Annotated in this window: 24 protein-coding genes, 1 tRNA gene and 1 pseudogene; 17 read left to right on the top strand and 9 right to left on the bottom strand. The window is 62.2% G+C overall.

Features of this window, described 5'->3' with window-relative positions; translation table 11 throughout:
• Positions 1-13 precede the first annotated feature (13 nt).
• Together FHX14_RS05620 and FHX14_RS05615 are read left to right on the top strand one after the other, a co-directional pair.
• Positions 14-1,429: a lipopolysaccharide biosynthesis protein gene (locus tag FHX14_RS05620; RefSeq protein WP_184376528.1), complete on the top strand. Its 1,416-nt coding sequence runs from the start codon at positions 14-16 to the stop codon at positions 1,427-1,429.
• Positions 1,430-2,707, top strand: coding sequence for a GNAT family N-acetyltransferase (locus FHX14_RS05615; RefSeq protein ID WP_179612099.1), 1,278 nt, complete (start codon positions 1,430-1,432; stop codon positions 2,705-2,707).
• 12 nt (positions 2,708-2,719) lie between these two features.
• On the opposite strand, the gene FHX14_RS05610 is transcribed toward FHX14_RS05615, so the two are convergent.
• Positions 2,720-4,351 (bottom strand): AMP-binding protein, encoded by a 1,632-nt coding sequence (locus FHX14_RS05610; protein WP_184376527.1) that lies wholly within the window; start codon positions 4,349-4,351, stop codon positions 2,720-2,722.
• Between the two features lie 236 nt (positions 4,352-4,587).
• Between FHX14_RS05610 and FHX14_RS05605 the strand changes: the two are divergent.
• A pseudogene (locus tag FHX14_RS05605) lies at positions 4,588-5,568 on the top strand (aldo/keto reductase).
• A gap of 168 nt (positions 5,569-5,736) precedes the next feature.
• Positions 5,737-6,534 carry a methyltransferase domain-containing protein gene (locus FHX14_RS05600; protein ID WP_184376526.1) on the top strand — a complete coding sequence of 266 codons (798 nt, stop codon included), beginning with the start codon at positions 5,737-5,739 and terminating at the stop codon, positions 6,532-6,534.
• Here the strand turns inward: FHX14_RS05600 and FHX14_RS05595 are convergent, their stop codons facing one another.
• A complete protein-coding gene (locus FHX14_RS05595) occupies positions 6,535-7,113 on the bottom strand; it encodes a TetR/AcrR family transcriptional regulator (RefSeq protein ID WP_184376525.1) in 579 nt (192 codons plus the stop codon).
• 129 nt (positions 7,114-7,242) lie between these two features.
• Here FHX14_RS05595 and FHX14_RS05590 point away from each other — a divergent pair, with 129 nt between their 5' ends.
• Both FHX14_RS05590 and FHX14_RS05585 read left to right on the top strand, forming a co-directional pair.
• Complete coding sequence (locus FHX14_RS05590) at positions 7,243-8,538, top strand: MFS transporter (protein ID WP_054182500.1); 1,296 nt, start codon at positions 7,243-7,245, stop codon at positions 8,536-8,538.
• 127 nt (positions 8,539-8,665) lie between these two features.
• Positions 8,666-8,750, top strand: a tRNA-Leu gene (locus FHX14_RS05585).
• A gap of 178 nt (positions 8,751-8,928) precedes the next feature.
• Here the strand turns inward: FHX14_RS05585 and FHX14_RS05580 are convergent.
• Both FHX14_RS05580 and FHX14_RS05575 read right to left on the bottom strand, forming a co-directional pair.
• Complete coding sequence (locus tag FHX14_RS05580) at positions 8,929-9,216, bottom strand: hypothetical protein (protein ID WP_003589997.1); 288 nt, start codon at positions 9,214-9,216, stop codon at positions 8,929-8,931.
• Between the two features lie 168 nt (positions 9,217-9,384).
• Positions 9,385-9,669 (bottom strand): hypothetical protein, encoded by a 285-nt coding sequence (locus tag FHX14_RS05575; RefSeq protein WP_012559111.1) that lies wholly within the window; start codon positions 9,667-9,669, stop codon positions 9,385-9,387.
• Between the two features lie 212 nt (positions 9,670-9,881).
• Here FHX14_RS05575 and FHX14_RS05570 point away from each other — a divergent pair, with 212 nt between their 5' ends.
• The gene (locus FHX14_RS05570) at positions 9,882-11,630 is read left to right on the top strand and encodes a cation:proton antiporter (RefSeq protein ID WP_184376524.1); all 1,749 of its coding nucleotides are present in this window, start codon (positions 9,882-9,884) and stop codon (positions 11,628-11,630) included.
• A 36-nt stretch (positions 11,631-11,666) separates the two neighbouring features.
• On the opposite strand, the gene FHX14_RS05565 is transcribed toward FHX14_RS05570, so the two are convergent.
• Positions 11,667-11,957 carry a hypothetical protein gene (locus FHX14_RS05565; protein WP_172643305.1) on the bottom strand — a complete coding sequence of 97 codons (291 nt, stop codon included), beginning with the start codon at positions 11,955-11,957 and terminating at the stop codon, positions 11,667-11,669.
• Between the two features lie 253 nt (positions 11,958-12,210).
• Between FHX14_RS05565 and FHX14_RS05560 the strand changes: the two genes are divergently transcribed.
• Both FHX14_RS05560 and FHX14_RS05555 read left to right on the top strand, forming a co-directional pair.
• A complete protein-coding gene (locus FHX14_RS05560) occupies positions 12,211-12,801 on the top strand; it encodes a YqaA family protein (RefSeq protein WP_003589988.1) in 591 nt (196 codons plus the stop codon).
• Between the two features lie 18 nt (positions 12,802-12,819).
• On the top strand, positions 12,820-13,335 hold the full coding sequence (locus FHX14_RS05555) for a disulfide bond formation protein B (RefSeq protein ID WP_184376523.1): 516 nt from the start codon (positions 12,820-12,822) through the stop codon (positions 13,333-13,335).
• Between the two features lie 10 nt (positions 13,336-13,345).
• On the opposite strand, the gene FHX14_RS05550 is transcribed toward FHX14_RS05555, so the two are convergent.
• Together FHX14_RS05550 and FHX14_RS05545 are read right to left on the bottom strand one after the other, a co-directional pair.
• Complete coding sequence (locus FHX14_RS05550; protein ID WP_003567029.1) at positions 13,346-13,903, bottom strand: HNH endonuclease; 558 nt, start codon at positions 13,901-13,903, stop codon at positions 13,346-13,348.
• A 111-nt stretch (positions 13,904-14,014) separates the two neighbouring features.
• Positions 14,015-14,707 carry a DNA-3-methyladenine glycosylase gene (locus tag FHX14_RS05545; RefSeq protein ID WP_184376522.1) on the bottom strand — a complete coding sequence of 231 codons (693 nt, stop codon included), beginning with the start codon at positions 14,705-14,707 and terminating at the stop codon, positions 14,015-14,017.
• Here FHX14_RS05545 and gluQRS point away from each other — a divergent pair.
• On the top strand, positions 14,706-15,587 hold the full coding sequence (gene gluQRS, locus FHX14_RS05540) for a tRNA glutamyl-Q(34) synthetase GluQRS (protein WP_184376521.1): 882 nt from the start codon (positions 14,706-14,708) through the stop codon (positions 15,585-15,587). The genes FHX14_RS05545 and gluQRS overlap by 2 nt on opposite strands.
• Here gluQRS and FHX14_RS05535 read toward each other — a convergent pair.
• Entirely contained in the window at positions 15,552-16,475 is a 924-nt protein-coding gene (locus FHX14_RS05535) for a YihY/virulence factor BrkB family protein (RefSeq protein WP_179612094.1), read from the bottom strand. The two genes, gluQRS and FHX14_RS05535, sit on opposite strands and share 36 nt — an antisense overlap.
• A 76-nt stretch (positions 16,476-16,551) precedes the next feature.
• On the opposite strand from FHX14_RS05535, the gene FHX14_RS05530 reads away from it, so the two are divergent.
• The 7 genes from FHX14_RS05530 to FHX14_RS05500 all read left to right on the top strand — a co-directional run bounded on the left by FHX14_RS05530 (position 16,552) and on the right by FHX14_RS05500 (position 22,230).
• Positions 16,552-17,385, top strand: coding sequence for an SDR family oxidoreductase (locus tag FHX14_RS05530; RefSeq protein ID WP_179612093.1), 834 nt, complete (start codon positions 16,552-16,554; stop codon positions 17,383-17,385).
• A 14-nt stretch (positions 17,386-17,399) separates the two neighbouring features.
• Positions 17,400-17,603 (top strand): twin transmembrane helix small protein, encoded by a 204-nt coding sequence (locus tag FHX14_RS05525; RefSeq protein ID WP_003589977.1) that lies wholly within the window; start codon positions 17,400-17,402, stop codon positions 17,601-17,603.
• Between the two features lie 261 nt (positions 17,604-17,864).
• The gene (locus tag FHX14_RS05520) at positions 17,865-18,443 is read left to right on the top strand and encodes a cob(I)yrinic acid a,c-diamide adenosyltransferase (protein WP_184376520.1); all 579 of its coding nucleotides are present in this window, start codon (positions 17,865-17,867) and stop codon (positions 18,441-18,443) included.
• A 32-nt stretch (positions 18,444-18,475) separates the two neighbouring features.
• On the top strand, positions 18,476-19,273 hold the full coding sequence (locus tag FHX14_RS05515; RefSeq protein WP_003589973.1) for a rhomboid family intramembrane serine protease: 798 nt from the start codon (positions 18,476-18,478) through the stop codon (positions 19,271-19,273).
• A 163-nt stretch (positions 19,274-19,436) separates the two neighbouring features.
• Positions 19,437-20,186, top strand: coding sequence for an electron transfer flavoprotein subunit beta/FixA family protein (locus FHX14_RS05510; protein WP_184376519.1), 750 nt, complete (start codon positions 19,437-19,439; stop codon positions 20,184-20,186).
• 23 nt (positions 20,187-20,209) lie between these two features.
• Complete coding sequence (locus tag FHX14_RS05505; RefSeq protein ID WP_184376518.1) at positions 20,210-21,139, top strand: electron transfer flavoprotein subunit alpha/FixB family protein; 930 nt, start codon at positions 20,210-20,212, stop codon at positions 21,137-21,139.
• Between the two features lie 209 nt (positions 21,140-21,348).
• Entirely contained in the window at positions 21,349-22,230 is an 882-nt protein-coding gene (locus FHX14_RS05500) for a 3-hydroxybutyryl-CoA dehydrogenase (protein ID WP_003589968.1), read from the top strand.
• A gap of 177 nt (positions 22,231-22,407) precedes the next feature.
• Here the strand turns inward: FHX14_RS05500 and FHX14_RS05495 are convergent, their stop codons facing one another.
• Positions 22,408-23,070: a TlpA disulfide reductase family protein gene (locus FHX14_RS05495; RefSeq protein WP_184376517.1), complete on the bottom strand. Its 663-nt coding sequence runs from the start codon at positions 23,068-23,070 to the stop codon at positions 22,408-22,410.
• Positions 23,071-23,106: the final 36 nt, after the last annotated feature.

The following is a 23,106-nucleotide window of genomic DNA, read 5'->3' as shown; positions in this document are numbered from 1 at the left end:
TTGCGTGTTCATCATGGCGGTCATAGAAACAGCGGAAAAGATGCTGCCCGCGGGCCTGCGCCCGATCGGCGGCCGCATGTTGCGCATGCTTGCGGCCGTGCTCACCGAACGTGGCGAGAAGGCGGCCGCTCAGCGCATGGCGCTGACGGCCTTTTCGATCCGCATTCTCAGTGCAGCCCTCGCCTTCATCTCCCAGATCGTGCTTGCCCGGCTGATGGGCGAATATGAATACGGCATTTTCGTTTTCGTCTGGGTGCTGGTCGTCGTCTTCGGCGATCTGTCATGCCTTGGTTTCCACACTGCGATCATCCGCTTCCTGCCGCAATACAGAGCAGCCGGCGCCTTCGAGGAAATCCGCGGCCTCACCGGCACGGCGCGCATCTTCGCGCTGCTTTCGGGCACCGCGGTGCTCGCTGCCGGCATGCTCGGGCTGCATTTCTTCGGCCATATGATCCAGGTCTATTATCTCGTCCCGATCTTCCTCGGCCTGCTTGCCATGCCGATGATCGCGCTCGGCGATATTCTGGAGGGCACGTCGCGGGCAAACCACTGGCCGGTCATGGCGCTCAGCCCGGTCTATATCGTCCGCCCCATCCTCATCATCGCCTTCATGCTGATCGCCATTGCCATCGGCGCCGAGCATACGGCCGTCACCGCGATGCAGGCAGCACTCGTCGCGACCTTCGTCACCGCGCTCGGCCAGTATGCAGCAACGCTTTATCGCCTTCGCCGGCATTATGACGAAGGCCCGCGCAAAATCGATTTCCTCGCCTGGTTCAGCGTCGCCTTTCCGATTTTCCTGATCGAGGGTGTAAGCTTCCTGCTCACCAATTCCGATGTCGTCGTCGTCGGCATCTTCCTTGAGCCGCACGACGTCGCCATCTATTTCGCCGCCGCCAAGACGATGGCGCTGGTGCATTTCATCAATTTCTCGGTCAAGGCAGCCTCCGGCCCGCGCTTTTCCTCGATCATCGCTGAAGGCGACCATGCGCAGCTGGCAACCGCCGCCATCGACGCCGCCCGCTGGACCTTCTGGCCGGCACTCGGCGTCAGCCTTGTGGTGCTTGCCGCCGGCCATCTTCTGCTGTCGCTCTTCGGCGGCGCCTTCACATCCGGTTATCTGGTCATGGCGATCCTGCTTGCCGGCATTCTCGCCAAGTCTTTGGTCGGCCCGGCCGAAACGCTGCTGATGATGGCCGGCAAGCAGAACCTCTGCGTCGCGCTCTACGCCGGCGCGCTGACCGCCAATGTCGGCCTCAACCTTGCTTTGATCCCGCATTACGGCATCGAAGGCACCGCGACCGCCACGGCTTCGGCCATGGCGGTCGAGGCAATCCTGCTGCATCTTGCCGTGCGCCGCGCGCTCGGCATCGTCCTTTTCGCCTTTGCCAGCCCCTCCGCCGCAACGCCAGAAATGAGAGTTCGATAGATGGTGCGTATTCCTCCCGTTACCGAAAGCACCGACAGCATTGCCAACCGCATGGTGCATGATCTGGCCGCGCTTCATTTCGAAGCGCCGCGGGCCGAGGCGCGCGCCGAGATCGGCCGGCCGGGGCGCGAACTCTGCCTCTATCCCGGCAAGCTCGGCTATGAACTTCAGGAAGAGCTCGACTTTCTCTCCAACCGGGCGATGGAACCGAACGTTTTCTTCTCCGGCCGCTTCCTCGCGCCCGCCATGCCGCGGCTCGAAGACCGGCAGGTGAACTTCGCCCTGATCCGCGACCACAATGCCGGCCGCAGCCGCATGCGCTTTCTGATGCCGTTTTCGGTCGACAAGCCGGGTTTTGCCGTCGGCCCATCGATCATCCGCGGCTGGTCGAACAGCTTCGGCCCGCTCGGCACGCCGCTGGTCGACAGCGAGGATGCCGCCGAGACCCTCGACAATCTCTTCGAGGGACTGACCGCGCGTGACCTCAATCTGCCCGGAATCGTCGTCCTGCCGGATCTCCGGCTGAACGGTATCTTCGTGCGCATGATCAAGGCCGTGGCGCTCAGCCGCAATCTCCCCGTCACCGTCACCAATCCCTATTTGCGCCCGATGCTGCAAAGCGACGAAGAGGCGCCGGCCTATCTCGGCCGCACCATCTCTTCCTCACACATGCGCGAGATGCGCCGCCAGTGGCGTCTGCTGGAGGAACAGGGAACGGCGGTTTATGCCGTCGCCCGCCAGCCCCGCGAAATTCACATCCGCTTCGAGGAATTCCTGGCGATGGAGGCCGGCGGCTGGAAAGGCAAGCGGCGAAGCGCGCTGGTCACCGATCGCTATCATACCGCCTTTGCCCGCGAGGCGGTGTCGAACCTTGCCGCCGTCGATGCCGTGCGTATTCACACGATCGATCTCAACGGCAAGGCGATCGCCGCCATCGTCGTGCTGATGATGGGTGGCGAGGCCTATACCTGGAAGACAGCTTATGACGAGAACTATGCCCGCTATTCGCCAGGCAAGTTGTTGATGAGCGAACTCACCGAATGGCATCTCGACGACGCCAATATCGTCCGCTCCGATTCCTGCGCCGTCTCGGATCACCCGATCATGAGCCGCTTCTGGCAGGAACGCGAGGAGATGGGAACGCTGGTGATCGGACTGACGCAGAACAGCGACCGCGACATGCGCCAGGTCTCAGCCCAGCTGCACATGTACCGCAGCACCCGCAACATGGCGAAGATGCTGCGCGAGAAGATCATGTCGCTCGCCGGCCGGGGCTGAAGCCCTTGGCCTTTAACCTTCGGCTGCCGCCTTCTCGCGCAGCAGCCGGCGGATCACCTTGCCGGTGGTCGTCAGCGGCAAGGCGTCGATGAATTCCACCTCGCGCGGATATTCATGCATTGAAAGCCGCGTCTTCACCCATTCCCTGATATCGGCGGCCAGCGCCTCGCTTGGCTGATGGCCCGATGACAGGACAATATAGGCCTTGACGATCTCGGTGCGCACCGCATCGGGTTTGCCGACGGCGGCGGCAAGCTGCACGGCGGGGTGGCCGATCAGGCAATCCTCGATTTCGGCCGGGCCGATGCGATATCCCGACGAGGTGATGACATCGTCGTCGCGGCCTTCGAAGGTGACGTAGCCATCGGCATCCTGCCGGCCGATATCGCCGGTGAGCAGCCAGCCTTTGGCGAATTTTCGTGCCGTCGCCGGCGCATCGTCCCAATAGCCGAGGAACATCACGGGATCGGGACTGGCGATGGCGATCTGGCCCGGTTCGCCCGCCGGCAATGCGTCACCGGCTTCGCTGACGATTGCGACGCGATGCCCGGGCACCGCGCGGCCGATGGCGCCGGCCCTGGTCACGCCATGGGCAGCGCTCGACGAGAGCACGAAATTGCACTCCGTCTGGCCGTAGAATTCGTTGACGGTGATGCCGAGCGTGCGCTGTGCCCATTCATAGGTCTCGCGGCCGAGCGCCTCTCCGGCCGAGCCGATGGTGCGCAGCACCAGATCGTATTTCGAACGCGGATCGGCAACGGAGCGCATCAGCCTCAATGCCGTCGGCGGAATGAAGGCGTTGCGCACCCCCATCTCGGCCATGATGCGGTAGGCCATATCGGCGTCGAATTTCTGCGCCGGCGACGAGACGACGGGAACGCCGAGCAGCAGGCTCGGCAGCAGCGCGTTGAGCAGCCCCCCGGCCCAGGCCCAGTCGGACGGCGTCCAGACCTTGTCGCCCGCTTTCGGAAAACCCTCATGGGCAAACTGCATGCCGGGAATATGGCCGGGCAGGACACGGTGGCCATGCAGTGCGCCCTTCGGCGGCCCCGTCGTTCCCGAGGTGAAAATCATCAACGCCGGATCGTCCGGACCGGTCTTGACGACATCGAAGACGGGGGAATGGCCATCCACCAGTTCGCCGAAGGCGACCGCATCGGCACTCGCCTTGTCGATGCTGACGATATGTTTCAGCATCGGCAGGTGCTCGCGGATCTGCCGGATGCGCTCGAGACCGAAGCCATTGGTGACGACGGCCGCCACGCCTGCCGCCTTCAGCCGGTACTCCAGCGCCTCGACGCCGAAAAGCAGCGCCAGCGGCAGCGCGATCGCGCCGGTCTTGTAGATCGCCACATGCGCGATCACCGTTTCGAAGGATTGCGGCAGGAGCAGCGCGACGCGATCGCCACGTTTAATGCCAAGCGAAACCAGCGCATTTGCAAAGGCCGAGGAACGGTCGGCGAGCGCACGATAGGTCAAAGTACGGTGATGCCCGTCCGGGCTGAAATGTTCGAGGCAGACGCGCTTCGGCGCCCTCGCCGCCCAGTCGTCGCTGACGGCGCGGCCGATATTGAAATCCTCGGGAATCCGCCACGAGAAATCGCGATAGAGATCGTCGTAGCGATTGTGGGACGGCAGTATCATAGGCGAAATCCAGTGAATGCTGCACCAGCTAACACCTTGTGCTGCAATTGCGCAAGCGACCGGACCGGACGGCGATGACCGGGCCCAGCTTCAAAGCCCATCACGCATTGTTGTGCGCATCGCCGGACGGATTCTTCGCCGGGCGCCCTGCGACTTTGCCGGTTTCCGCACTAGATCATGGAAGGCGGTCCAGGGGCATCGGATTTGGATCAGAAAATTCATCGCGGAGGTATTTCATGGAATATGCAAAATTTGGGAAGACCGGCCTCGAAGTCTCGAAAATCTGCCTCGGCTGCATGACTTTCGGCGATCCCGGCCGCGGCAATCATACCTGGAGCCTGCGGGAAGAAGAAAGCCGGGCGATGATTAGGCAAGCGATCGACCTCGGCATCAATTTCCTCGACACCGCCAACACCTATTCCAACGGCTCCTCCGAGGAGATCGTCGGCCGCGCCATAAAAGATTTCGCCAAGCGCGAAGACATCGTGCTGGCAACCAAGGTGTTCAACCGCATGCGGCCTGGCCCGAACGGCGCCGGCCTGTCGCGCAAGGCGATCTTCGACGAGATCGACAACAGCCTGCGCCGCCTCGGCACCGATTATGTCGACCTCTACCAGATCCACCGCTTCGACTATACGACGCCGATCGAGGAAATGCTTGAGGCGCTGCACGACGTCGTCAAATCGGGCAAGGCGCGTTATATCGGCGCCTCCTCCATGTATGCTTGGCAATTTGCCAAGGTTCTCTACGTTTCCAGGCTGAACGGCTGAACAGAATTCGTCAGCATGCAGGACCATCTGAACCTGCTCTACCGCGAGGAAGAGCGTGAAATGCTGCCGCTCTGCGAGGATCAGAAGATCGCCGTCATCCCCTGGAGCCCGCTTGCCCGCGGCCGCCTGACCCGCGACTGGGACGAGGCCACGGCGCGCAGCGAAACAGACGAATTCGGCAAGACGCTTTATACACAGTCCATCGATGCCGACCGCAAGATCGTCGAGGCGGTGGCCGAGATCGCCAAGGCTCGCGGCATTTCCCGCGCCCAGGTCGCAACCGCCTGGATCCTGCAGAAGAGTGCGGTGACCGCCCCGATCATCGGCGCCTCCAAACCGAACCACCTGACCGACGCCGTTGCCTCGCTCTCGGTCAAACTCACCACTGAGGAAATCGCCGCATTGGAAGCACCCTACATCCCGCACGCCGTCGCCGGTTTCAAATAGCCGCCGATCCGCTTCGGCTTTCAACCATCACGACAAGGCCCCTCCCCGTTCGCGGAGAGGGAGATCGCTTTCGTTGCGGCGTCCTTCCATCGGCCAGGCCCGCCGGACATCACAAGACAGTCACAGTTCGACCTTAGCGAATGCCGAGACATCGAGGAATCGCTCGCCATGACCACCGTTCCTTTCGAACCCCGCCGCTTCCGCACCACCGCCACATACTACAGCCGTTTCCGCGTTCCTTATCCGGATGCGCTGATCGAGCGCGTGACCGCCAGAACCGGCCTTCGGCCCGGCGACCGTCTGCTCGATCTCGGCTGCGGGCCGTGTCAGATCGGCATCGCCTTCGCACGCCTCGCCGGCGCCGACGTCACCGGCCTCGATCCGGAACCGGAAATGCTGGAGGCCGCGCGCGACAATGCCGCGGCAGCCGGGGTCCGCGCCGAATTGGTCCTCGGCTCCTCCTATGATCTCGGCCCGGCCTTCGCGCCGCTGAAGATGACTGTCATGGGCCGCTCGTTCCACTGGATGGATCGCGCCGCGACGCTGGCGATGCTGGACAAGCTGACCGAGCCGGGCGGAACGGTCGTCCTTTTCGGCGATCGCCACATCTCCGCCTCGCCGGCCTGGCGCGAGACCATGGAGAGCGTGTCCGAACGCCTGTCGCCGGAAGAAATGCGGGCCGAGCGGCAGCTCCGCCGCGGGCCGGACTTTGGAAAGCACGAGGAATTTCTGCTGCGCTCCGCCTTCCGCAATCTCGAACGCATCGGCATCGTCACAGAGCGGGTCATCGATGCCGATGAGATCGTCGGTCGTGCCTTCTCCATGTCCGTCACTTCGCCGCAGGCGCTCGGCGACCGGACGATGGAATTCGAGCGGACGCTGCGAAGCGAGCTGGCCGCCCTGGCGCCGGATGGAAAATTCACCGAGATCGTCGAGAGCAACGCTCTCATCGCCTTCCGCGACTGATTATATCCGGCTGCCGGGATCGAGCTGCCGGCGCATCGTCACCAGAAACTGCTCGGCAAGCGCTCGGTCCTCGACCGCACGGGCAAGAATGACGGCGCCCATCATCGAGGAGAGCGTGGTGGCGGCATTGGCGCGGCGTTCCTCTTCGCTCTCGCCGGGGACGATATCGGCCAGCGTGTCGACCAGCACGGAGAGCCCGTTGCTGAAGACGGCGCGCACCGCACCGCGGCTACGGCTGACCTCCTGGATCAGCGTCGCGAAGACGCAGCTGCCGCCCGGATCGTCGACCGTTCGCCAGTGGATATAATGGTCGAGAAGCGATTCCAGCGGCCGGTCCGGAGAATCGGCGATATGCTCCTTCCAGCGCGTTTCGACCTTGTCGATCAGCTTGCGACTGACCTCCAGCGCCAGGTCGTCCTTCGACGCGAAGTGACCGTAGAAACCGCCATGCGTCAGCCCCGCCGCCTTCATGATGTCGGCAACGCCGACGCCGTCGAAACCGTTCTCGCGGAAGAGCACGCCGGCAACGCCCAAGATCTTCTCCCGGTTTTCGGCAAATTTCTCGCGGCTGACCCGCATTTTTAAACTCCAGAAATAGTCGCTTGACAAAATATATGACGTCCATCATCAATAGGCAAGAAATATGATGACCATCATGTAAATCATTCCCATATCTTCCCGAAGCTGAATCCGAACGGAATCTCGCCCATGGTTTCCACAGCCCTTGCCTCCACCCTTGCCCGGCGCAACATCCACTACGGCTGGGTCGTCGTTGCCGCGACCTTCCTCACCATGCTGGTCACGGCCGGCGCCATGGGCGCACCCGGCGTTCTCATCAAGCCGCTGCAGGACGAGTTCGGCTGGGAGACCTCGCAGATTTCCTCAGCTCTTGCGATCCGCCTGATCCTCTTCGGCTTCATGGGCCCGTTCGCCGCCGCCTTCATGAATTATTTCGGCGTCCGCAAGGTCATCGTTTTCGCCCTGGCCCTGATCGGCGCCGGTTTCATCGGTTCGCTGTTCATGACCAAGCTCTGGCATCTATTGGCGCTCTGGGGCATCGTCGTCGGCTTCGGCACAGGTCTGACGGCCATGGTGCTCGCGGCCACGGTCTCAACCCGCTGGTTCACCAAGCATCGTGGCCTCGTCGTCGGCATGCTTTCGGCGAGTTCAGCCACCGGCCAGCTTGTCTTTCTGCCGCTGATGGCGGAGCTGACGGAGCGCTACGGCTGGAGATCGACTGTGTTTTTCGTCTGCGCCATGATCATGGTCGCAGCCCTGGCCGTGCTGGCCTTCATGCGGGACCGGCCAGCCGACCTCAACCTGCCGTCCGTCGGAGAAACGCAGGTGACACCGCCGCCGGCGGGCACCTCTCTCGGCGTCGCGCTGATGACGCCGATCACCGTACTCAGGGAAATCTCCAAGACCTCGACCTTCTGGATCCTGTTTGCCACCTTCTTCATCTGCGGGCTTAGCACCAATGGCCTGATCCAGACCCATTTCGTTACCCTCTGCGGCGATTTCGGCATCGTGCCGGTGGCCGCCGCCAGTGTGCTGGCGGTCATGGGTATCTTCGATTTCTTCGGCACGATCGGCTCCGGCTGGCTGTCGGACCGCTTCGACAATCGCTGGCTGCTGTTCTTTTACTACGGCTTTCGCGGCCTCTCGCTGCTCTATCTGCCCTTCAGCGATTTCAGCTTTTACGGCCTCTCCATCTTTGCCGTCTTCTACGGCCTCGACTGGATCGCCACCGTGCCGCCGACGGTCAAGATCGCCGCCGACCGCTTCGGCCGCGAAAAGGCAGGCCTCGTTTTCGGCTGGGTCTTTGCCGGTCATCAGCTGGGTGCGGCCACCGCCGCCTATGGCGCCGGCCTGTCGCGCACGGAGCTTTCGAGCTACCTGCCCGCCTTCTTCGTCGCCGGCGCCTTCTGCCTGCTGGCCTCGATCCTGGCAATCACGTTGAAGAAGTCCGGCCTGACCAGCCCGGCACCCGCCGCTGCCCATTGAGAATAGATATATGGCTCCGGCCTCGAAACGAGGCCGGAACTCTCTACCGGATCAGTCTGATAACTTCACTCACGCGTCTTGCGCGTGCGGGCGCTCACATGTTAGACAGCCGCCCGTTCACTCCGTTGCCCCATTGGCGGAATTGGTAGACGCGCTCGACTCAAAATCGAGTTTCGAAAGAAGTGCTGGTTCGACCCCGGCATGGGGCACCAGCCTACGCTCTGTGAGCTTCGGCTCGGCAAGCCGAAGCTCACAGAGCGTAGGCTGTCGCGCCGCAGTTCCGTCAGGAACGAAGGCGGACTGGTTCGATTATAGTGGCACCATCATCTTGAATGCCGCCGCGTAGCCCTTGCTTCAAGAGCCGACGCGAAAGCACGAATCCAGCCGAAACTACTTGTTCTTCAGCAGCCACATCTTGCCGGCCATGGTGATGCCGTAGACGTCTTTCGAGACATCGTCATCCAGGTGCCGCCGCTCGAGGAAACCCGGTTCCTTCAGCTCACCCAGCGTCTTGGCGGTGACCGATTTGATTTTCTGAGGGCGCTCTTTCCAACGGTCATTTTTCGCGTAGGTTACCGTCGCGTTCTGATGCGTCCATTTGTTGGCAGGCTGAGGGTAAAGGTCTCCATCCCTGGCCAGTTTCAGTGCGGCGATCTGGGACGGCGTAAGCTCAATCATACTAAAAGATCCTGTGCAGGAGTTGTTTGCGCTGGGAATGCGCTTGTACCAAAGGCGTGCTCATAACACCGACGGACGGGTTTCACCACTGCATTGAGAGTATGCGCGCCAGGAAAGGCGAAAACCCGGCTCTTTGAACCGGGCTTCGTCATTGTCGCTTATTTCCGGTTAATTGCAACGCCGGACGGTTTTGGTCACTTCGCCCTCGTCGGTCTGACGGGTGACACTTCTGGTTTCGCAGCCGTTGTCGCGATAGCGGCGGTGGTCACGTTCGCGCACCGCACCGAAAGTGACGCCACGCTCGCTGATGGTGATGCCGGGTCTGACCCGTTCATGACGATAACCGTCATCATAGGTACGTTCCCTGACATAGACACTGTCGGCGAGAACAGGCGCTGCAAACGAGCAGGCGGCAAGGGCCGCTACAGTACAATTCAGGATGATCTTCCGCATGTCGTTTCTCCTTTCTGGATGAAAGGGCAACGAGACAAGACGCAACTGGTTCCAACATCGCCGACCGCGCGGGCCGGCCGCAGACGACAGAAGACCAGTTCTACGCCTGATCGCAAGGATTGAGAACAAGGTCCGCCACCCGCCAAATCAACTGTTTAATTTTGCTTGTACTTCGTACAGAGTGGCCGCCGCCATCACAGGAAGGGTCGGACGTGCATCAGGAAGTAGGGCTTATCGCAACGGTTGCCGTCAGTTTCGTTTTCGCCGCGATCCTGGGTTATGGCGCCGACCGGCTGCGGCTGCCGCCGCTCGTCGGCTATCTCCTCGCCGGCATTCTGATGGGGCCGTTCACGCCGGGTTTCGTCGCCGACACCGCTCTTGCCGGCCAGCTCGCCGAAATGGGTGTCATCCTGCTGATGTTCGGCGTCGGCCTGCATTTTTCCGCATCCGACCTGCTCGCCGTCCGAGGGATCGCTGTGCCGGGCGCGATCGGGCGCATCATCCTCGCCACCCTGTTGGGCATCGGCCTTTGTAAACTCTGGGGCTGGAGCCTCGGCGCCGGCATCGTCTTGGGCCTCAGCCTGTCGGTGGCGAGCACCGTCGTTCTGCTGAAGGCGCTGGAGGAGCGCAATCTCGTCAACGCGCCAAGCGGGCGCGTCGCCGTCGGCTGGCTGATCGTCGAGGACCTGGTGATGGTGCTGGCGCTGGTGCTGCTGCCGGCGCTCGCAGAGCTTCTCGGCGGCAACGCCGCTGCGACGAACAATCACGGCCTCGGCGAGCTTTCCCTGGCGCTGACGATCGGCCTGACGCTCTTGAAGGTGGCCGGCTTCGCCGCCATGGCGATCTTCCTCGGCCCGCGCATCGTGCCCTGGCTGCTGACGATGATCGCCCGCACCGGTTCGCGTGAACTCTTTACGCTGACGGTCCTGGCGATCGCGCTGGGCATCGCCTTCGGCTCGGCGGCGATCTTCGGCGTCTCCTTTGCGCTCGGTGCCTTTTTTGCCGGCGTCGTCATGAGCGAATCCCAGCTCAGCCATAGGGCGGCCGCCGACTCTCTGCCGCTGCAGAACGCCTTCTCCGTGCTGTTCTTCGTCTCCGTCGGCATGCTCTTCGACCCATCTATCCTGGTCAGCCAGCCGCTGGCGGTGATCGGCGCGCTGGCGCTCGTCATCCTCGGCAAGGCCATCATCACCTTCATGATCGTCATACTGCTGCGATACCCGATCGGCCTGGGGCTGACATTGGCCGGCGGCCTTGCCCAGATCGGCGAGTTCTCCTTCATCCTCGCCGGCCTCGGCGTATCGCTCGGGCTTTTGCCGCATGAGGGCCAGGATCTGATCCTTGCCGCCGCAATCCTGTCGATCACGCTCAACCCGATCGTGATCCTGGCGACCGACGGGTTGAAGAAATTCGTCCATTCGAGATGGCCCTCCCTTTGGGAAAGCTACGGCAGGAAGAGGCAGAAAACGCTCAGCAAGGAACTGGAAAAGATCAGGGCGCTCGGCGAGGAGCGCGAACGCGAGCATCAGCTGAAAATGCAGCAGCTGATCGAGACTTTTCCCTTGTTCTCCGAGGTCAACGAAGACGCGCAAGAGGAACTGCTGCTGCTCTTCAAGGCAAAATCCGCTCCACCAGGCGAACGCGTCATCCGTCGCGGCGACCGCGGCGACGGCATGTATTTCATTTCGTCGGGGGCGGTGGAAGTCCGCCTCGCCAGCGGCGCGATCCGCCTGGAGCCCGGCGCCTTCTTCGGCGAAATGGCGCTTCTGACCGGCGGTCGGCGCACCGCCGACGTCATCGCCGTCGATTTCTGCCAGTTCGAAGTACTCGAACGGCGCGACTTCAACATGTTCATGTCGCGTCATCCCAATCTGCGTGCCGCCGTCAGTGAAATGGCGCAGAAACGCACGGAGATGAACGACCTGCGTCAGCAGTGGGAAAAGTCGATGGACCTCTCCTGAGGCAACACCGACGTACATCCGCGAATTGCGATTACCTCAGCCAGCCGGCCAATAGCCGTCAGCGCGGAAATCCTCCGGGATCGGGTCGAGCCGCGACAATGTCTCGGCTGCAAAATCGATCTGCAGCGACAAATATTTAAGCGACGCCAGCATCGGCACGCCGGTCGCAAATTCCCGGATGCGCGACGGAGGATAGCCGCTTTCGCTCAGCCGCCGTGCGGCCTCCCGGCGCACATCCTCCCTGCTCGGCCTGCCGCCCTCTTCGGACCGGTCGGCCATCTGCACGGCCTGCCCGCGGCCGCCTTCGATCACTTTGAACATTCTCATGCCACCCTGCACGTCGCCCCAATTCAGCTGGAGCATGATGTCGTCTAAAAACCGCCCACAGTTTTCGGCATCACGCTTTGAGACAGCTTGCCGCAGAATGGCCGATTCGCCATCACGTGAAATCTTGGGAGGGGCGGCGGGGCCCGCATCACGAAATTTTTAGGCGGCGGTGGCACGAAGGACACGGGCGAGCATTTACAGCGCCGCCCACGGCCCCTAAAGCTTTTTTGCACCGCAACAGGAAGGGAACGGAATGCTCCGCAGACTTTACGACTGGACCATGTCTCTGGCCGCGCGCAAATCGGCCGAAGTCTGGCTCGCCGTCATCGCCTTCGTCGAAAGCTCCGTCTTTCTCGTCCCCGCCGATGTACTGTTCCTGCCGATGGCGCTTTCCAAGCCGGAACGCTCCTATCGCTACGCGGTGATCGCGACCATCGCTTCCGTGCTCGGGGGCATCGCCGGCTGGGCGCTCGGCTATTACGCCTATGAGACGGTGGCGCGGCCGGTTCTCGAATTCTACGGCAAGCTCGACGCCTTCGAGCAGATGAAGGCCTATGTCACCTACGAGACGATCCTGTTGCTGCTCGTCACATCAGGTCTTGCGCATCTGCCGCCAATCAAGATCGTCACGATCCTCTCCGGCGTCATCCACGTCAATCTGGGCCTTTTCGTCGTCTCGGCGATCGTCGCCCGCGGCGCGCGTTTCCTCTTCCTCGCCTGGCTGCTCCGCCGTTATGGCGAGCCGATCCGTGACTTCATCGAGAAGCGCCTCGGCCAGATCGTCGGCATCGGTGCCACTGCGGTGATCGTGCTATATGTCGGCTACCGCTCTTTCGCTCACTAAATCTCGCGGAGTTCCGCCATGACTGCCACCTCCTCGCCGCTCGCCCGCCCCGGCTTCGTCTATTCCATATTGCTCGCCATCGGCATGGCGGCGGCGGTCGGCACGGCGCTTGGTTTCCAATATATCGGCGGCTATATTCCCTGCGCGCTCTGCCTGTTGCAGCGCCAGCCCTACTATTACGCCATCCCGATCGCTATCCTCGCCGCGGTTTCGGAACTCGTCGGCCTGCCGAACTGGATCACCCGCGCGCTCATTCTCGCCGCCGGCATGCTGATGCTGGTCACCGCCGGCATGGGCGTCTATCACGCCGGCGTCGAATGGCATTTCTGGCCCGGCCCGGCCACCTGCTCGACGACGGCAAGCAGCATGACGACCAATGCCGGCGATCTGCTCGGCGAGCTCAACACGATCAAGGGTCCGTCCTGCACCAATGCGGCGCTCCGGGTGCTGGGCCTCTCTTTTGCGGGCTGGAACGTGATTGCCGGAATCCTGCTTGCCGCCTTCGCTTTCGTTGGCGTTCGCAAGGCGGCCTAAGGCGGTTTGATCAGGGCTGCAGTTCGGTATCCCAGTAGAGATAGTCGAGCCAGCTGTCGTGCAGATAGTTCGGCGGAAACAGCCGGCCGTTATTGTGCAGATCCTGCACCGTCGGCTGATAGGGCTTCTGCGCCGGGAACATGCTGGCCTGCTTGGGTAGCTTGCTGCCCTTGCGCAGATTGCAGGGCGAACAGGCGGCCACGACATTCTCCCAGGTCGTCTCGCCGCCATGGGCGCGCGGGATGACGTGATCGAAAGTCAGATCGTCATGGGCGCCGCAATACTGGCACTCGAACCGGTCGCGCAGGAAGACGTTGAACCGGGTGAAGGCGGGATTGCGGGACGGCTGAACATAGGTCTTGAGGCACACGACACTCGGAAGCCGCATCGAAAAACTCGGCGAGGAAACCGAATGCTCATATTCTGCAATGATGTTCACACGGTCGAGAAATACCGCCTTGATCGCGTCCTGCCAGGACCACAGCGACAAGGGGTAATAACTCAGTGGCCGGTAGTCAGCGTTCAGAACGAGCGCTGGCAGGGCCTGGGGGGAGACTGCAATCGTCAAGGGACTCTCCTGATCGATTCGGCATCTGCACCTGTATATTAGGCCGGTTGTTACAGGATTGTGAAGTCCAATAAATTCAGAGGATAAAGGCAATTTGAAGAGTGTGGCCGATCAGGCAGTCGGCACCATGTCGCGGCGCGTTTTCGTGGCATAATAGGCCCAGAAAAGCCGTGCCGCCACCGAGCGCCACGGCGACCAGGCTTCCGCAAGCGCCGTCAGCGCCTTTGCCTGAGGCCGCGCCGCGAGACCGAATGCCGCACCGACGGCATTTTGCAGCGCGACATCACCGGCCGGAAACACATCGGCATGGCCGCCGCAGAACATCAGATAGACCTCCGCCGTCCACGGACCGACGCCTTTCAGCGCCGTCAGTTCGCCAAGCGCTTCACCAGGCGGCTTCAGGCAGAGCCCGGAAAGATCGAGACGGCCGGAGGCGACGGCTTCGGCGATCCGCGACAGGGTCTCGGCCTTGGCGCGCGACAGGCCGAAGTCGCGCCAGGCCTCGGCGTGAAGCAGCGTGTAACCTTCGGCGGTCAGGAGACCGTCCGCAGGCTGCATGCGCCGCCAGATCGCCTCGGCGCTGGCGCGCGACACCATTTGCGAGACGATGATATGGGCAAGCCCGGCAAAACCCGGTTCACGCAGCCGCAGCGGCACAGGCCCGGCATCGGCCGCGATCGGCACAAGCCGCGGATCGAGGCGAAGCAGCGCTTCGAGCCCTTGCCTGACGTCGTCTTCATTGCGGATGATCTGCACATCGCCTCGCAGTGGTTCGAAACTCAAATCCATGGCAGAAGAAAGCATGACCACGAACGAGCGTCAAAAACCTGTTTTTCGTTTTGCGCCGAGCCCTAACGGGCAGCTGCATCTCGGTCATGCCCTCTCGGCCCTCTTGAACCACGACATGGCGGCGGCCGAACATGGCCGCCTGCTGCTCCGCATCGAGGATATCGACCAGACGCGCTGCACGCCCGAGTTCGAGGCTGGCATCCTCAGGGATCTCGACTGGCTGGGGATCGGCTGGGAAAGCCCGGTGCGGCGGCAGTCGGAACATTTCCCCGAATATCAGGTAGCACTGAACGCGCTGATCGAACGCGGCCTGGTCTATCCGGCCTTCCTGACGCGCGGCGAGGTGAAGACGCGCGTCATAGCCTATGAGGCGGCCGGCAGGTCCTGGCCGCGCGATCCCGACGGCACGCCGCATTACCCCGCGAGCGATCGCGGGCGCCCGGAAGACGAATGGCGGGGGATGCTGGCCGCGGGGAAGAAACATGCCTGGCGCCTCGATATGCGCAAGGCGCTCGACCTGATCGGCGAGCTGCTGTTCTGGACCGAAACCGGCGACGGCAGATCGGGCGAGATCGCCGCCGAGCCGGAAGTTTGGGGCGATGTCATCCTGTCGCGCTCGGACGCCCCGTCGAGCTATCATCTTTCGGTGGTGGTCGACGATGCTCTTCAGGATGTCACCCATGTGGTGCGCGGGCTCGACCTCTTCCCCGCGACATCGGTGCACCGGCTGCTGCAGGTCCTGCTCGGCCTGCCGCAGCCGGTTTATCATCATCATCGTCTCATTCTCGACGATGCCGGCCGCAAGCTTTCGAAAAGCCAGGGCGACAGCGGCATTGGCGAATTGCGGGCCTGCGGCATGTCAGGGGCCGATATTCGCCGCCTTGTCGGGCTCTGATGGCCTTTCGACACGCTGCCTGCCGACGATCGAAAGCGTGTGGGAAAACATCCGGAAGACGCGGAACTTGATCAGCGCCGCATTGATCTCGGCGCCGATGATGAAGATGACGCCGACCATATAGAGGAAGATCAGCACGATCATGACCGAGGCAAGGCCGGCATAGGTTGCGGTATAATTGGCGAAGGTCGCGAGGTAGTAGGCAAAGATCAGCGCCCCGGCGAGCCAGAGCAGCAGGGTCAGCAGCACGCCCGGAATGACGTCGAAGACCCGCCGCTTGCCGGCCGGCAGCCAGAGATGCATGACCAGCAGCCCGACGGTCAGCACGACGAGCGTGCCGTAGATGCGCCAGCTGAAGACGATGTCGAGCGTATCGGCAAACAGCGGAAACCAGTTCCGGGCATAATCGAGCGCCAGCGGCACGGCGACCAGCAGAATGCTGATCGCCGCAAAGATGATCACCGCGATCAGCACATAGCCGAGGCTGGCGAGACGGGTGAAATACCACGGCCGCGTCTCCTGCACCCGGTAGGCGCGGTTGAGCGAGATGCGCAGCGCCTCGACGCCGTTCGAGGCGAAATAGGCGGCCGCCAGCACCGAGATCGTCAGCAGCCCGCCGCGCGGAATGGTCAGCACCTGCAGCACCTGGTCGGCGAGCGGCTTGGCGATCGCCTCGGGCCAGGTGTCGAAGATCAGATGGATGGCAGTCGAGGAGAATTGATCGGCGCCGAGGAAGCTTGCCAGTGCGGTACCGAAGATCAGGAAGGGGAAAACCGCAAGCAGGCTCGACAGCGCCACATGGCTCGCCATGGCGAAGCCGTCATCCTCGACCATGTGACAGATCGCGTCATAGACCACGTCATAGATCGTGCGCAGCGCCTTCGGCATTCCGTTCCCGGCTTTCCAGATTGTATCCTCTGGCCGAATATGGGAAACGAGTCCCATTTTGTACAGGAATCATTCCATGGCGGCAGAGCGCAGCATCGTCGTGACCGGATGCTCGTCCGGTATCGGTGCGCATTGCGCGCGGGCGCTGAAAGCCGATGGATGGCGCGTCTTCGCAACGGTGCGCAAACCGGAAGATTTGCCGGCGCTGGAAGCCGACGGCATCGAAGCCTTCCTGATGGATTATGCCAGGCCCGAGACGATTTCCGCGCTGGTCGACACCGTCTTGCAACGCAGCGGCAGCCGCATCGACGCGCTCTTCAACAATGGCGCCTACGGCCAGCCGGGCGCCGTCGAGGATCTTTCGACGGCAACGCTGCGCGCCCAGTTCGAGGCGAATTTCTTCGGCTGGCACGAATTGACGCGGCAGGTGATCCCGGCAATGCGCAAATACGGCCAGGGCCGGATCGTGCAATGCTCGTCCATCCTCGGCGTCGTGCCCTATCGCTATCGCGGCGCCTATACCGCCTCCAAGTTCGCGCTCGAAGGCCTCAGCATCACCCTGCGCATGGAACTGCAGGGCAGCGGCATCCATGTGAGCCTGATCGAGCCCGGACCGATCGCCACACGTTTCACCACCAACGCGCTCGCCAAGATCAAGGAGCATATCGACGTCGAGAATTCGCCGCACGCGGCCGACTATGTCAGGCAACTGGCAAGACTCGACGGATCCGGCCCGGTCAACCGCCATAAGCTTGGCCCGGAAGCGGTCTATTCCGTCTTGAAACACGCATTGAACTCGAAAAATCCGAGGCCACATTATCCTGTAACGACACCGGCCAAGCAGGGCATGTTCCTGAAGCGGCTGCTTCCGGCAGACCTCTTCTACCGCCTGATGCGCTGGACGGACTGAGAAAGCTGAATGCCATGTCCACGGTCACCTATATCCTCGCGATCATCGTCATGGGCTGCGTCGCCCTGGTCCTGATCCGCGGCCTCTTCAACATGATGAAGGGCGGCGACGCCAATCGTTCCAACAAGCTGATGCAGCTTCGCGTCCTGTTACAGGCAATCGCCATTTTCCTGATCATGCTGACACTCTGGATCACCGGCGGCGGTCGGCCGACATGACCGTGGGAGGGCTATTTTGATGACGGACAGAAATGAAGGAGCAGAGGTGAGCGCCGGCTTGAGGAAGCACCTCGACGCGGTGTGCGTCAGTATGCCGGGGCGAGTTTGGCGAAAAGGCCAACCCCACCCTCCGTCATCCTCGGGCTTGACCCGAGGATCCATCCCCGTAGCCGCTGCTGGATGCGGCGTGGATGCTCGGGTCAAGCCCGAGCATGACGGAGGGTGGGGTGGTTCAGCCCTCCCGCCCACCGGGGGTGCAACATGGTAAAACTCAACAAGATCTACACCAAAACCGGCGACGACGGCACCACGGGGCTGGTGTCCGGCCCGCGCCGCGCGAAGGACGATCTGCGCGTCGAAGCCTATGGCACGATCGACGAGGCCAATTCCGCGATCGGGCTGGCGCGGCTGCATACATCAGGCCTGCCCGAACTCGACGCCATGCTGATGTCGATCCAGAACGATCTCTTCGATCTCGGCGCCGATCTCGCCACTCCCGATACCGGCGAGCCGCCGGCCTATGAACCGCTGCGGATTGTCAAGAAGCAGGTCGACCGCGTGGAGCACGATATCGACCGGCTGAACGCCGGCCTGCAGCCGCTGACGTCCTTCGTCCTGCCGGGCGGCAGCCCGGCCGCCGCACAGCTGCATCTGGCCCGCACGATTGTGCGGCGCGCCGAGCGTTTGATGGTGGCGCTTGCCCGCACCGACGGCGAAATCGTCAGCGAACCGGCGAGGAAATATATCAACCGGCTCTCCGATTTCCTCTTCGTCGCCGCGCGTCATGCAAATGACCGAGGTCATGCGGATGTGCTTTGGGTTCCGGGAAAAAACAGATAGGCTTGCCGCGATCACGATTGCCGGGGGGCTTGATGTTCATACCTTTTCATGACGCCAACACGCTGAAATATATCAAGGTGCAGTGGGTGACGCTCTCACTGATCGCGCTGAATATTGCGGTCTGGCTCTTTACCAGCCTGGAGAGCGAGCAAGCAGCCCAGGCAACGACCGTCGGGCTCGGCTATATCCCGGCGATCGCCTTTGGCGACGCGGTGCTGGCGCAGGGGCTGGAAATCGTGCCGGAGCCGCTGACCTACCTCACCTATGCCTTCGTCCATTCCGGCTTCTGGCATCTGGCCTCCAACATGATCTTCCTCTGGGTCTTCGGCGACAATGTCGAGGATGCCATGGGACATCTGCGCTTCCTGATTTTCTATCTCCTTTGCGCGGCTGCCGGCGCGCTCTGCCACGGCCTGCTGACCATGACATCGCAAGCGCCGCTGGTCGGCGCCTCGGGGGCGATTTCCGGTGTGATTGCCGCCTATGTCTTGCTGCATCCGCGCGTCAAGGTCTGGGTTCTGGTCTTCTTCCGCGTGCCGCTGCCGCTGCCGGCCTTCGTGCCGCTGCTTTTGTGGATCGGCCAACAATTCTTCATGCTGGCGGTCGCACCCGACGGCGACGTTTCCTGGGGCGCACATGTCGGCGGCATCCTTGCCGGAGCGCTTCTGATCCTGGTGTTGCGCCGGCCGGGTGTGCCGCTCTTCGACCGGGAAATCGTCACACCCCGGGCTGTGCGAAGCGATCCCGGCGCCGGTCCGGCCATCGCCGTCGACGCAGCCGGGCGCAAGGTTCAACGCCTTCCCTGGGGGCGGCGCCGACAAGAATATTGACGTGAACGTAAACGTCCATATATTGCCCGGCAAATCGCCCGTCGCTGGCATGGAAGCGTTGTAATTGGAGGAAAAGCGCGTATCCATGTCGCCATTCGACAATCGAAATGGCGCGCGAGCGCGCATTTTCGTTGAAGCCAATTTCCCCTGAAGGAAGGACACCATGAAGATTCTCGTGCCCGTCAAACGCGTCGTCGACTACAACGTGAAGATCCGGGTAAAGCCGGATGGTTCCGGTGTCGAGCTTGCCAATGTGAAGATGTCGATGAACCCGTTCGACGAGATTTCGGTGGAAGAGGCGCTGCGTCTGAAGGAGGCCGGCAAGTGTGAGGAAGTGGTGGTGGTCTCGATCGGTCCGGCCAAGGCCGAGGAGACGCTGAGGACGGCACTTGCCATGGGTGCCGACCGGGCGATCCTGGTCGAGACCGAGGATCAGGTCGAGCCGCTCACTGTGGCCAAGATCCTCAAGGGTGTCGCCGATGCCGAACAGCCGGGCCTGATCATCGTCGGCAAGCAGGCGATCGACGACGACAGCAACCAGACCGGCCAGATGCTGGCAGCGCTCTTGGGTTCGGCTCAGGCAACCTTCGCCTCGAAGATCGAGATCGGCGACGGCAAGGCTGAGGTCACCCGCGAGGTCGATGGCGGCCTGCAGACGATCGAGATCAAGCTGCCGGCGGTGGTCACATCGGATCTCAGACTGAACGAACCGCGTTATGCCTCACTGCCAAACATCATGAAGGCGAAGAAGAAGCCGCTCGACAAGAAGTCGCCGGCTGACTTCGGTGTCTCCACCACGCCGCGGCTGAAGGTGCTGAAGACCGAGGAGCCCGGTGGCCGCAAGGCCGGCGTCAAGGTCAAATCGGTCGCCGAACTGATCGACAGACTGAAGAACGAAGCCGGCGTGCTTTAAGCCAGGAAAGAGAGAACACCATCATGACCATTCTTCTTCTGGCCGACCACGACAATGTCAGCCTCTCCGACCAGACCGCCAAGGCGCTTACGGCAGCAACGCAGATCGGCTCCGATATCCATGTGCTGATTGCCGGCAAGGGCGCCAAGGCTGCAGCCGATGCGGCTGCCAAGCTCTCCGGCGTCTCCAAGGTGCTGCTGGCCGAAAGCGACGCGCTTGCCAACAATCTGGCCGAACCGCTGGCCGACCTGATCGTCTCGCTGGCCGGCTCTTATGACACGATCGTCTCGGCCGCCACCTCGGTCGGCAAGAACGTGCTGCCGCGTGTCGCTGCCCTGCTCGATGTCGCCCAGGTCTCCGAGATCATCGAGGTGATCTCATCCGACACCTTCAAGCGGCCGATCTATGCCGGCAATGCCATCCAGACGGTGCAGGCCAGTGATGCCAAGAAGGTGATCACCGTGCGCACCGCCTCGTTTGCTTCCGCCACCGAAGGCGGCTCCGCACCAGTGGAGGCGATCGCGGCGGTCTCCGATCCCGGCCTGTCGCGCTTCGTGAAGGATGCGCTGTCGGCCTCCGACCGGCCGGAACTGACCTCGGCGAAGATCATCCTTTCCGGCGGCCGGGCACTCGGTTCGGCGGAGAAATTCAAGGAAGTCATCCTGCCGCTTGCCGACAAGCTCGGTGCTGCCGTCGGCGCATCCCGCGCCGCCGTCGATGCCGGTTATGCGCCGAACGACTGGCAGGTCGGCCAGACCGGCAAGGTCGTCGCCCCTGATCTTTATATCGCTGCCGGCATCTCGGGTGCCATCCAGCATCTGGCCGGCATGAAGGATAGCAAGGTGATCGTCGCGATCAACAAGGACGAGGAGGCGCCGATCTTCCAGGTTGCCGACTATGGCCTCGTCGCCGATCTGTTCGAAGCCCTGCCGGAATTGGAAAAGGCGCTTTAAAACACGTCGCGCAAAGACCGAAAGCGCGAGAAGCGAATCCGAAAGATCACGGCGCGCTTCAAACGCCTCAAATGCTTTTCTTTCGCACTTGCGAATGACTGGAAAATTATCTTTTATCGGGCTACTACTGCTGCCGGGCGATCCTTCGTCCGGCAGCATTGCTAAAAAATGCGGCAGCGCGGGGGCAGATGCCGTGCGGGGGTTTGGAGATGAATGCGGTGTTGAAGAATATTGGTATTATCGGTGCCGGCCAGATGGGCTGCGGCATCGCGCATGTTTCGGCCGCCGCAGGTTACAGGGTTCACATCTACGATCTCTCACAGGATCGCATCGAGTCCGGCCTTGCCACCATCAACGGCAACCTGGCTCGTTTGGTCACGAACAGCAAGATGACCGAAGAGGAGCGCAAGTCGACCTTGTCGCTCATCACAGGCTCGTCCGATGTCAATGATCTCGCACCCTCCGATCTGGTCATTGAGGCCGCCACCGAGGATGAAACGGTCAAGCGCAAGATCTATGCGCAGGTTTGTCCGGTCCTGAAGCCGGAAGCGCTGCTTGCCACCAACACCTCTTCCCTTTCCATCACCCGGCTTGCTGCCGCCACCGACCGCCCCGAACGCTTCATGGGCATTCATTTCATGAACCCGGTGCCGGTGATGAAGCTGGTCGAACTGGTGCGCGGCATTGCGACCGATGAGAAGACCTTCTCGGCCGCCAAGGAATTCGTCGGCACGCTGGAAAAGACCATCACCGTCGCCGAGGATTTCCCGGCCTTCATCGTCAACCGCATCCTTCTGCCGATGATCAACGAGGCGATCTACACGCTCTATGAAGGCGTCGGCACGGTCGACGCCATCGACACGGCGATGAAACTCGGCGCCAACCATCCGATGGGACCGCTGCAGCTTGCCGATTTCATCGGCCTCGACACCTGCCTTTCGATCATGCAGGTGCTGCATGACGGCCTGGCGGACTCGAAATACCGCCCCTGCCCGCTGCTGGTGAAGTATGTCGAGGCCGGCTGGCTCGGGCGCAAGTCCGGCCGCGGCTTCTACGACTATCGCGGCGAAGTGCCGGTTCCGACGCGGTAATCAGACATCATCAGAAAGGGCGAATGGACCGAACGCCCGCGAAATGCTTTCCTTGCCGTGAATGGGAGGAAACGCCATGTCGACTGAAACACCAATGTTCCTGCTGCAATGCTGCGTCCTTATCGGGCTTGCGGGCGTCTTTCTCATCAAAGGAGACGGAGACTTCTGACGGGCTACTTAGGAACCGACCACACCCTTGATCAGGGCCTTGGCATCGTCGCTGTCCCAGGCAGCCGGCCCGTTCATTGCCGAAATCAGGCATCCCTTGTCGTCGATTAACAGCGTCACCGGCAGCCCCATGGCGAGACCCTCCTTCTTCAAGCTGTTGAACACTGCAATTGTATTGTCGCGATAGAGCTGCAGCGCATCGACGCCGGTCTCGGCCAGGAAGGTCTTCGGCTTCTCGTCGTCGCCGCTGTCGATATTGACGGGCACCACCTGGAACTTGTCGCTGCCCATTTCCTTTTCGAGCGCGTTCAGCGCCGGCATCTCCTCGCGGCAGGGCACGCACCATGTCGCCCAGAGATTAAGGAGCACGGTCTTGCCGGCAAAATGATCGAGCGTCAGCGGCTTGCCGTCCGGCCCGTTGAAGGAGACCGCCGTCAGCTTGCGTGGCTCATAGGCAGCGACCATAGCGGCCACCTGCCCCTTCATCAGCGGTGTGACGCTGGCGATGCGATCCCGGGCCAGCTTGCATTCGGCCGAAGCCGTTTCACCGCCGCCATTGCCAATCCCCGTCTCCTTCACGTATACCGCTGCCGCACCGGCAACGACGCCCGCAACGGCGGCTATCGCGATCCATTTCACGGATGGCAGCCCAAGGGATTTCTTTGTCGTCATTTCATTCTCCAGGACATGCATTCAAGGCGGGCACCT

It is taken from the genome of Rhizobium sp. BK619, assembly GCF_014195245.1.
Classification (GTDB): Bacteria; Pseudomonadota; Alphaproteobacteria; order Rhizobiales; family Rhizobiaceae; genus Rhizobium; species Rhizobium acidisoli.
This window is presented reverse-complemented; position numbering and strand designations above follow the sequence as displayed.

What these genes read in the sequence shown, in the direction of transcription:
- FHX14_RS05620 (WP_184376528.1), top strand. Translation starts at nt 14, where the DNA reads ATGGCGGTCATAGAAACAGCGGAAAAGATGCTGCCCGCGGGCCTGCGC.
- FHX14_RS05615 (WP_179612099.1), top strand. Translation starts at nt 1,430, where the DNA reads ATGGTGCGTATTCCTCCCGTTACCGAAAGCACCGACAGCATTGCCAAC.
- FHX14_RS05610 (WP_184376527.1), bottom strand. Translation starts at nt 4,351, where the DNA reads ATGATACTGCCGTCCCACAATCGCTACGACGATCTCTATCGCGATTTC.
- FHX14_RS05600 (WP_184376526.1), top strand. Translation starts at nt 5,737, where the DNA reads ATGACCACCGTTCCTTTCGAACCCCGCCGCTTCCGCACCACCGCCACA.
- FHX14_RS05595 (WP_184376525.1), bottom strand. Translation starts at nt 7,113, where the DNA reads ATGCGGGTCAGCCGCGAGAAATTTGCCGAAAACCGGGAGAAGATCTTG.
- FHX14_RS05590 (WP_054182500.1), top strand. Translation starts at nt 7,243, where the DNA reads ATGGTTTCCACAGCCCTTGCCTCCACCCTTGCCCGGCGCAACATCCAC.
- FHX14_RS05580 (WP_003589997.1), bottom strand. Translation starts at nt 9,216, where the DNA reads ATGATTGAGCTTACGCCGTCCCAGATCGCCGCACTGAAACTGGCCAGG.
- FHX14_RS05575 (WP_012559111.1), bottom strand. Translation starts at nt 9,669, where the DNA reads ATGCGGAAGATCATCCTGAATTGTACTGTAGCGGCCCTTGCCGCCTGC.
- FHX14_RS05565 (WP_172643305.1), bottom strand. Translation starts at nt 11,957, where the DNA reads ATGAGAATGTTCAAAGTGATCGAAGGCGGCCGCGGGCAGGCCGTGCAG.
- FHX14_RS05560 (WP_003589988.1), top strand. Translation starts at nt 12,211, where the DNA reads ATGCTCCGCAGACTTTACGACTGGACCATGTCTCTGGCCGCGCGCAAA.
- FHX14_RS05555 (WP_184376523.1), top strand. Translation starts at nt 12,820, where the DNA reads ATGACTGCCACCTCCTCGCCGCTCGCCCGCCCCGGCTTCGTCTATTCC.
- gluQRS (WP_184376521.1), top strand. Translation starts at nt 14,706, where the DNA reads ATGACCACGAACGAGCGTCAAAAACCTGTTTTTCGTTTTGCGCCGAGC.
- FHX14_RS05545 (WP_184376522.1), bottom strand. Translation starts at nt 14,707, where the DNA reads ATGCTTTCTTCTGCCATGGATTTGAGTTTCGAACCACTGCGAGGCGAT.
- FHX14_RS05535 (WP_179612094.1), bottom strand. Translation starts at nt 16,475, where the DNA reads ATGCCGAAGGCGCTGCGCACGATCTATGACGTGGTCTATGACGCGATC.
- FHX14_RS05530 (WP_179612093.1), top strand. Translation starts at nt 16,552, where the DNA reads ATGGCGGCAGAGCGCAGCATCGTCGTGACCGGATGCTCGTCCGGTATC.
- FHX14_RS05525 (WP_003589977.1), top strand. Translation starts at nt 17,400, where the DNA reads ATGTCCACGGTCACCTATATCCTCGCGATCATCGTCATGGGCTGCGTC.
- FHX14_RS05520 (WP_184376520.1), top strand. Translation starts at nt 17,865, where the DNA reads ATGGTAAAACTCAACAAGATCTACACCAAAACCGGCGACGACGGCACC.
- FHX14_RS05515 (WP_003589973.1), top strand. Translation starts at nt 18,476, where the DNA reads ATGTTCATACCTTTTCATGACGCCAACACGCTGAAATATATCAAGGTG.
- FHX14_RS05510 (WP_184376519.1), top strand. Translation starts at nt 19,437, where the DNA reads ATGAAGATTCTCGTGCCCGTCAAACGCGTCGTCGACTACAACGTGAAG.
- FHX14_RS05505 (WP_184376518.1), top strand. Translation starts at nt 20,210, where the DNA reads ATGACCATTCTTCTTCTGGCCGACCACGACAATGTCAGCCTCTCCGAC.
- FHX14_RS05500 (WP_003589968.1), top strand. Translation starts at nt 21,349, where the DNA reads ATGAATGCGGTGTTGAAGAATATTGGTATTATCGGTGCCGGCCAGATG.
- FHX14_RS05495 (WP_184376517.1), bottom strand. Translation starts at nt 23,070, where the DNA reads ATGACGACAAAGAAATCCCTTGGGCTGCCATCCGTGAAATGGATCGCG.